The sequence below is a fragment of the Escherichia sp. E1130 genome, from assembly GCF_005781065.1.
In the GTDB taxonomy this organism is placed as follows: domain Bacteria; phylum Pseudomonadota; class Gammaproteobacteria; order Enterobacterales; family Enterobacteriaceae; genus Escherichia.
Map to the genome: position 1 here is coordinate 19,011 of NZ_VATL01000038.1, position 8,774 is coordinate 27,784.

Here is an 8,774-nt window from a genome sequence, read left to right on the forward strand (position 1 = left end):
AACATAAAAACGTCCTGAAAGTTGCGTGCGCAATTTTGTACGTTTTTTATCTTTTTTATGAGCACGAATTTTTCAGGAATGTCTCTTTGATTATTTTTTCCTTTGTTATTTTAATGTTCTTTATTTCCTGGTTGAATATTAAACTTTAATAGTCGAAAGAGAAATGAAGTTAACCTTCCTGTACCCACAGCAACGCCGTCTTTTTGTTCAGCACGGGGAAAATGATCTCCCCTGCTCACCTCCTCCAGGCACTTCCACTACATGATGACCTGATCGGTGCCACCGCTCCTCTTCACTATGACGTTAACCTCCCCTCCTTGACACCACGCTTTTGTCTACATTCTACGCAATCGGCAGCTTTTATAACCAGTGTAAAAATAACGTGCCGCAATAGTCATACCTATTAACGGTAAAAAGCTGTCACAATTCATAAAAAACCTTAATATACGCCACCCTAAACATAACCAGCGTTAATGTAAGGTTTTTGTGTGGACTGGCTTCTTGATGTTTTTGCTACCTGGCTCTACGGCTTAAAAGTAATCGCGATAACGTTAGCGGTCATAATGTTCATCAGCGGGCTGGACGATTTTTTCATTGATGTCGTCTACTGGGTACGCCGCATTAAGCGCAAGTTGAGTGTTTATCGCCGCTACCCGCGAATGAGTTACCGCGAACTGTATAAGCCGGATGAAAAACCATTAGCGATTATGGTTCCGGCGTGGAACGAAACAGGCGTCATCGGCAATATGGCCGAGCTGGCAGCGACCACGCTCGACTACGAAAACTATCATATCTTTGTTGGCACTTACCCCAACGACCCTGACACTCAGCGTGATGTTGACGAAGTGTGCGCTCGCTTCCCGAACGTGCACAAGGTGGTCTGCGCGCGTCCTGGCCCCACCAGTAAAGCAGACTGTCTGAACAATGTGCTGGATGCCATTACCCAGTTTGAACGTAGCGCCAATTTCGCCTTTGCTGGTTTTATCCTGCATGATGCTGAAGACGTGATTTCGCCAATGGAATTGCGTCTGTTCAACTATCTGGTCGAGCGTAAAGATCTGATTCAGATCCCGGTGTATCCGTTCGAACGCGAATGGACGCACTTCACCAGCATGACCTATATCGATGAGTTTTCAGAACTGCATGGCAAAGATGTTCCGGTGCGTGAAGCTCTCGCCGGACAGGTGCCTAGCGCAGGCGTCGGTACCTGCTTCAGCCGCCGCGCCGTGACCGCGCTGTTAGCCGACGGTGACGGTATCGCTTTCGACGTGCAGAGTCTTACTGAAGATTACGACATTGGTTTCCGCCTGAAAGAGAAAGGTATGACGGAAATTTTTGTCCGTTTTCCGGTGGTGGACGAAGCCAAAGAACGCGAGCAGCGTAAATTTTTACAGCACGCACGGACATCAAACATGATCTGCGTGCGCGAATATTTCCCCGATACCTTTTCGACTGCGGTTCGACAAAAATCCCGCTGGATCATCGGCATTGTTTTCCAGGGCTTTAAAACCCATAAATGGACCTCCAGCCTGACGCTGAACTACTTTCTCTGGCGCGACCGCAAAGGGGCAATCAGTAACTTTGTCAGCTTCCTCGCGATGCTGGTGATGATCCAGCTTTTGCTGTTGCTGGCGTATGAAAGTTTGTGGCCCGATGCCTGGCATTTCCTTTCTATTTTCAGCGGCAGCGCATGGTTAATGACCCTGCTGTGGCTAAACTTTGGTTTGATGGTTAACCGCATCGTGCAGCGGGTGATTTTCGTTACTGGCTACTACGGCCTGACGCAGGGGCTGCTTTCCGTCCTGCGTCTTTTCTGGGGCAACCTGATTAACTTCATGGCCAACTGGCGCGCGCTAAAACAGGTACTCCAACACGGCGATCCACGTCGCGTCGCGTGGGATAAAACAACGCATGACTTCCCCAGCGTGACTGGCGATACCCGTTCGTTGCGCCCGTTAGGTCAAATTCTGCTGGAAAATCAGGTCATCACCGAAGAGCAACTCGATACAGCACTGCGTAATCGTGTCGAAGGTTTACGTCTCGGCGGTTCGATGCTAATGCAAGGATTGATCAGCGCCGAACAACTGGCGCAAGCGCTGGCTGAACAAAACGGCGTGGCGTGGGAATCCATCGATGCCTGGCAGATCCCTTCTTCGCTGATTGCCGAAATGCCGGCCTCTGTGGCGCTACATTATGCGGTACTGCCGCTGCGTCTGGAAAATGATGAGTTAATTGTCGGTAGTGAAGACGGTATTGACCCGGTTTCTCTGGCGGCGCTGGCGCGTAAGGTCGGACGGAAAGTACGTTACGTCATTGTTCTGCGTGGACAAATTGTCACTGGATTACGTCACTGGTATGCACGTCGGCGCGGCCACGATCCACGGGCAATGTTGTACAATGCGGTTCAGCATCAGTGGCTCACGGAACAGCAGGCCGGTGAAATCTGGCGGCAATATGTGCCGCATCAGTTCCTGTTCGCCGAAATACTGACCACGCTCGGTCATATTAATCGTTCAGCCATTAACGTGTTGTTATTGCGCCATGAACGCAGTTCTCTGCCGCTCGGCAAGTTTTTGGTCACCGAAGGCGTTATCAGCCAAGAAACGTTGGATCGCGTACTGTCAATTCAACGCGAATTACAAGTTTCGATGCAATCATTATTACTTAAAGCAGGTTTAAACACAGAACAGGTTGCGCAACTGGAGTCCGAAAATGAAGGAGAATAACCTTAATCGCGTCATCGGATGGTCTGGTTTACTGCTGACGTCTTTATTGAGTACCAGCGCACTCGCAGACAATATCGGCACCAGCGCAAAAGAGCTGGGGCTGAGCGACTATCGCCATTTTGTTATTTATCCCCGTCTCGATAAGGCGCTGAAGGCACAGAAAAATAACGACGAAGCAACCGCCATCCGCGAATTTGAATATATACACCAGCAGGTGCCGGATAATATTCCGTTGACGTTATATCTGGCGGAAGCTTATCGCCATTTTGGTCATGATGACCGCGCGCGATTATTGCTTGAGGATCAACTGAAACGTCACCCAGGGGATGCCCGGCTTGAGCGAAATCTGGCGGCAATTCCAGTGGAAGTGAAAAGCGTCACTACTGTTGAAGAGTTGCTCGCCCAGCAAAAAGCGTGCGATGCTGCACCGACCCTGCGTTGTCGCAGTGAAGTCGGGCAGAATGCGCTGCGGCTGGCGCAGTTGCCTGTCGCCAGAGCGCAACTGAACGATGCAACGTTTGCCGCATCGCCGGAAGGAAAAACGCTGCGAACCGATCTGCTGCAACGGGCAATCTACCTGAAACAATGGTCGCAGGCAGATACGCTATACAATGAAGCACGCCAGCAGAATACATTAAACGCGGCAGAGCGCCGTCAGTGGTTTGACGTTCTTCTTGCCGGAGAACTGGACGATCGGATCCTTGCTCTGCAATCAGTGGGGATCTTCACCGATCCACAGTCGTACATTACTTACGCGACCGCGCTGGCTTATCGTGGCGAAAAAGCACGCCTCCAGCGTTATCTCGCTGAAAATACGCCGCTGTTTACCACGGACGCACAAGAGAAAAGCTGGCTCTATCTGTTATCGAAATACAGCGCCAATCCCGTGCAGGCATTGGCGAATCATCAGGTACAGTTTGCCGATAACCGCCAGTATGTTGTTGGCGCAACGCTACCGGTGCTGTTAAAAGAAGGTCAGTACGACGCGGCGCAAAGACTGCTCGCTACCCTCCCCGCCGATGAAATGCTTGAAGAGCGTTATGCCGTTAGCGTAGCGACCCGTAACAAGGCTGAAGCCCTGCGTCTGGCACGATTGCTGTATCAGCAAGAACCGGCAAATCTTACCCGCCTGGATCAACTGACCTGGCAACTGATGCAGAACGAGCAGTCACGCGAAGCTGCCGATTTATTGCTGCAACGCTATCCCTTCCAGGGTGATGCGACCGTCAGCCAGACTTTAATGGCGCGACTGGCGTCTCTGCTGGAAAGTCATCCTTACCTGGCAACTCCGGCGAAGGTGGCGATTTTATCGAAACCCTTACCGCTGGCGGCGCAACGTCAGTGGCAAAGCCAGTTACCGGGTATTGCGGATAATTGCCCGGCAATCGTTAGTTTGCTTGGGGATATGTCACCTTCTTACGATGCTGCCGCCTGGAACCGCCTGGCGAAGTGTTATCGGGAAACACTTCCCGGCGTGGCGTTATATGCATGGCTTCAGGCGGAAAAAAGGCAACCGAACGCCTGGCAACATCGCGCCGTGGCTTATCAGGCTTACCAGGTGGAAGATTACAGCACCGCCCTGGCGGCCTGGGAGAAAATCAGACTTCACGAAATGAGCAATGAGGATCTGCTCGCCGCCGCCAATACCGCTCAGGCGGCGGGAAATGGCGCGGCTCGCGATCGCTGGCTTCAACAGGCAGAACAACGCGGGCTGGGAAACAATGCCCAATACTGGTGGCTGCATGCGCAACGTTATATCCCAGCTCAGCCAGAACTTGCACTGAACGATCTCACTCGCTCAATTAACATTGCGCCTTCTGCCAATGCTTACGTCGCGCGGGCAACGATTTATCGGCAACGTCATAATGTCTCAGCGGCAGTGAGCGATCTGCGCGCCGCGCTTGAACTGGAGCCCAATAACAGCAACACCCAGGCGGCGCTCGGCTACGCCCTGTGGGATAGTGGTGATATCGCGCAGTCGCGGGAGATGCTGGAACAGGCGCATAAAGGACTACCGGACGATCCGGCACTGATCCGACAACTGGCCTACGTGAATCAACGTCTGGATGATATGCCTGCGACGCAGCACTACGCACGGCAGGTGATTGATGACATTGATAATCAGGCGCTGATTACACCGCTAACGCCGGAACAAAATCAACAACGCTTTAATTTCCGTCGTTTGCATGAGGATACCGGTCGCCGCTGGAGTTTTAATTTTGATTCCTCTATCGGGTTACGCTCAGGGGCAATAAGCTCGGCAAGCAATAATGTCGGCGGTTCGGCGCCAGGTAAAAGCTATCGCAGTTACGGGCAGCTGGAAGCTGAGTACCGCATCGGGCGCAATATGCTGCTGGAAGGCGACCTGCTCTCGGTTTATAGCCGCGTCTTTGCCGATACCGGAGAAAACGGAGTGATGATGCCGGTGAAAAATCCGATGACCGGCACCGGATTGCGCTGGAAGCCGCTGCGCGATCAGATCTTTTTCCTCGCCGTTGAACAGCAGTTCCCACTAAACGGGCAAAATGGCGCCTCCGACACCATGCTGCGTGCCAGCGCCTCGTTCTTTAACGGCGGAAAATACAGCGATGAGTGGCACCCGAACGGTTCTGGCTGGTTTGCGCAAAACCTGTATCTCGATGCGGCGCAATATTTTCGTCAGGATATTCAGGCGTGGACGGCAGATTATCGAGTTAGCTGGCACCAGAAGGTAGCGAACGGGCAGACTATTGAACCTTACGCTCACGTACAAGGTAACGGCTATCGGGATAAAGGTACTCAGGGCGCGCAGGTGGGCGGCGTCGGCGTTCGCTGGAACATCTGGACCGGCGAGACGCACTACGACGCCTGGCCGCACAAAGTCAGTCTCGGCGTCGAATATCAACATACCTTTAAGGCGATTAATCAACGTACAGGGGAGCGCAACAACGCGTTTCTCACCATTGGAGTGCACTGGTAAATGCGTAAGTTAATTTTCGTATTGCTGACACTTTTGTTGGTCAGTCCTTTTTCCTTTGCGATGAAAGGTATTATCTGGCAGCCACAAAATCGCGATAGTCAGGTCACCGACGCCCAGTGGCGTGGGCTGATGAGTCAGTTGCATTTGCAAGGATTCGACACCCTGATTCTGCAATGGACCCGTTACGGCGATGCGTTCACCCAGCCAGAACAGCGGGCATTATTGTTTAAGCGTGCCGCAGCTGCGCAACAAGCTGGCCTGAAGCTGATTGTTGGTTTGCATGCCGATCCGGAATTTTTTCTGCATCAGAAGCAGTCGTCCGCGGCGCTGGAGAGCTATCTTAATCGCTTGCTGGTCGCCGATCTCCAGCAGGCCAGATTATGGAGCGCCGCACCCGGCGTTACGCCGGATGGCTGGTATATCAGCGCAGAAATTGACGACCTGAACTGGCGCAGCGAAGCCGCTCGCCAGCCATTGCTGAAGTGGTTAAACAACTCACAACGGCTGATCAGTGATGTTTCGGCGAAACCGGTTTATATCAGTAGCTTTTTCGCCGGAAACATGTCGCCCGATGGCTATCGGCAACTGCTTGAACAAGTGAAATCTACTGGCATCCACGTCTGGGTTCAGGATGGTAGCGGCGTCGATAAACTTACTGCCGAACAGCGTGAGCGTTATCTGCAGGCCAGTGCCGATTGCCAAACTTTCTCCCCCGCCAGCGGCGTTGTTTATGAACTGTTTGTCGCCGGTAAAGGTAAAACCTTTGAAGCAAAACCAAAACCGGATGCAGAAATTGCTTCGCTGTTAGCGAAACGTTCCTCCTGCGGCAAAGACACGCTCTATTTCTCCCTGCGCTATTTGCCTGTCGCTCACGGCATTCTTGAGTATTAATGATTTAAGGGAGCAACTTTGCTTGCTCCTTTCCTTTTCACTTTCCTGGTCAGAATCCTGTAAATATTAATTGGACACAAATAATCGGTGTAGCCACTACTCAGAGGCATTATATAATCATATTCATGCCACCATATAATCCTTAAATAAGAACAATTACTCATCAGTTGCATTAGTATATTCTTTTACACGGAAATATACTTTTATCTAATACACAAAGAGAGTCAATGATGAGTAAAATTACAGGTGTTTTAGTTGATAACCATATCTATGATATTAAAAATGATATGAAGGGTGGTTACAATTTTCCTAATAGCCTGTTCCCAGGCGCCACCTTCAAGATGGTCATTGATAATGACCCCGTTAATAATGACAAGGTAATATGGAGCTGTAGCACTGATGCAAGCAATAATGCTCTGGCGGTTAGTCAGGATGGCACAGTGACTTTTCCGAATGTAGATGAAAGGTGCGTTTGGAAGATTTTTGCTATTTTTGCCACTGATAAAATAACGAATAAATCCGCCGGCGCTTATACTTTTCTCGTGAAGCGTTTTTTCAAATACAGCATTGAAAATTATAAATCAGTTAAAAATATTTTACCGTGGATTGAAAACATGAACGGAGAATTTCCTGAAGCGCAGGATATCGACAGTTACGATTATAATGATCATAATTCAGGACATATTATCAAGCGAGAAGTTAACGCAGGACTTTTCCAGGAATGGGGCAATGTAGCTAATAGTGGATGGAACACAAATAGTGAGTATGCAGGTATTTGTAGAATTTACGCTTTTAATAAAGAAAATAATACTTATTATTGGCTGAAAAATGATGGGGTCAGACAGGAATTGAGCGGGGGGTTCACTGCTCAGGCAGTTGCATCCTACAGTGAACCCATCGACTGATTGTGCTTTTTGTCCACTATCACTTGAATTATTGCAGCGTAAAAAAGCAGCCCATATAAACATACGGGCTGATGCATTTTATTAAACTCGAACGAAACTATTTTTAATGTGGTGCGCTTCGTGACAATAAGTTAATTACCAACACTCCGGCACAAATCAACATCATGCCTATAATGGCTGGCAGGTCCAGCCGTTGGCCAAAAAATCCCCAGGACAGTAAACTAATCAGGACGATACCGACTCCTGACCAGATAGCATAAGCAATCCCTGTAGGAATATAAGCCAGCGTCTGAGCTAATAACCAGAATGATGCACAGTAACAAATAATTGTACCAACAGAGGGCCATAACCGTGTAAACCCCTCTGAAAACTTCATTAAGGTTGTACCAATGACCTCTGCAAGTATTGCACCACCAAGATAAATATAAGGGTTCATAGCCTATTCTTTCCTGTTAATACCGAAGAGAATTGTACTACAGTTTGAACTTAACTCACTGGTTTCTGCTGGTGCATTCATTGACGTTCTTCATCAGTGCTTCAGGAAATGGGCGGATGGGAATCCATAGAAGTGGTGCGTAGATATGCTCACCTTGCGCCTAATCATTTGACGGAGCACGCGAGGAAAACTGACGACATTTTTGGTGATGATGTCCCAAAGATGTTCCATTTCTGAAATTATGGGGAAATAAAGAAGGCGTAACTGATTGAATTGTAATGGCGCGCCCTGCAGGATTCGAACCTGCGGCCCACGACTTAGAAGAACGTAGGCCGACACTTAACGCGTTGTAATTACATGATTTTTCCGCGTTCGCAACGTTGATTGTGTCGTTACACGTCATTTTTAGTTATCCCTTTCCTTCGCGCGTCGTCCATGCACGACACAAATACGACACGCCATCTGAAGTAGGATGTGAAAAATCCTGCTATTCATGTTTGATTTGGAGTGAGATCGTAGACACCGGAAACTTTTTGTATAGAGTGAAAACCGCGACGTCGTATATGATCGCCACCTGTTTTCTGCCCCCCGCCATTCGCAATAAGAATAAGGTTAAGTCGGTTGATGTTACAACCGACCCTGAACATGTTAGCTGGCCTGATTTGTCGGAGGCGTAGGCCATATGATATCCGGTACGATAAAGATTATACAAAACACAACAAAGTACTTTAAATCAATATGTTATATCGCTATATATTGAGTTTATTTGATTTTTAATACGCAAATATATACACATTATCATTTTCCTCTCTCCGGTAGTCTATGTTTCGATAATGGCTGCCGGAGGTGCCTATCCT

At 49.2% G+C, this 8,774-nt stretch carries 5 protein-coding genes and 1 pseudogene; 5 read left to right on the forward strand and 1 reads right to left on the reverse strand.

From position 1 onward, the window contains the following. The first annotated feature begins 488 nt into the window (after positions 1-488). The 4 genes from nrfB to FEK66_RS24005 all read left to right on the forward strand — a co-directional run bounded on the left by nrfB (position 489) and on the right by FEK66_RS24005 (position 7,481). Complete coding sequence (nrfB, locus tag FEK66_RS23990) at positions 489-2,726, forward strand: cyclic di-3',5'-guanylate-activated glycosyltransferase NrfB (protein WP_135490915.1); 2,238 nt, start codon at positions 489-491, stop codon at positions 2,724-2,726. After that, entirely contained in the window at positions 2,713-5,685 is a 2,973-nt protein-coding gene (gene nfrA, locus FEK66_RS23995) for a bacteriophage adsorption protein NfrA (RefSeq protein WP_135493511.1), read from the forward strand. Before nrfB ends, nfrA begins: the two co-directional genes overlap by 14 nt. Further along, entirely contained in the window at positions 5,686-6,576 is an 891-nt protein-coding gene (locus FEK66_RS24000; RefSeq protein ID WP_130260267.1) for a DUF4434 family protein, read from the forward strand. Between the two features lie 227 nt (positions 6,577-6,803). Beyond that, complete coding sequence (locus tag FEK66_RS24005; RefSeq protein ID WP_135493510.1) at positions 6,804-7,481, forward strand: hypothetical protein; 678 nt, start codon at positions 6,804-6,806, stop codon at positions 7,479-7,481. 103 nt (positions 7,482-7,584) lie between these two features. Here FEK66_RS24005 and emrE read toward each other — a convergent pair whose 3' ends face one another. Next, positions 7,585-7,917 (reverse strand): multidrug efflux SMR transporter EmrE, encoded by a 333-nt coding sequence (emrE, locus tag FEK66_RS24010; RefSeq protein WP_001070440.1) that lies wholly within the window; start codon positions 7,915-7,917, stop codon positions 7,585-7,587. A gap of 93 nt (positions 7,918-8,010) precedes the next feature. On the opposite strand from emrE, the pseudogene FEK66_RS24015 reads away from it, so the two are divergent. After that, positions 8,011-8,154, forward strand: a pseudogene (locus FEK66_RS24015) (integrase); the annotation flags it as partial. Positions 8,155-8,774 lie beyond the last annotated feature (620 nt).

Coding starts and splice junctions, on each gene's coding strand:
- FEK66_RS24005 (WP_135493510.1), top strand. CDS start 6,804: ATGATGAGTAAAATTACAGGTGTTTTAGTTGATAACCATATCTATGAT.
- nfrA (WP_135493511.1), top strand. CDS start 2,713: ATGAAGGAGAATAACCTTAATCGCGTCATCGGATGGTCTGGTTTACTG.
- FEK66_RS24000 (WP_130260267.1), top strand. CDS start 5,686: ATGCGTAAGTTAATTTTCGTATTGCTGACACTTTTGTTGGTCAGTCCT.
- emrE (WP_001070440.1), bottom strand. CDS start 7,917: ATGAACCCTTATATTTATCTTGGTGGTGCAATACTTGCAGAGGTCATT.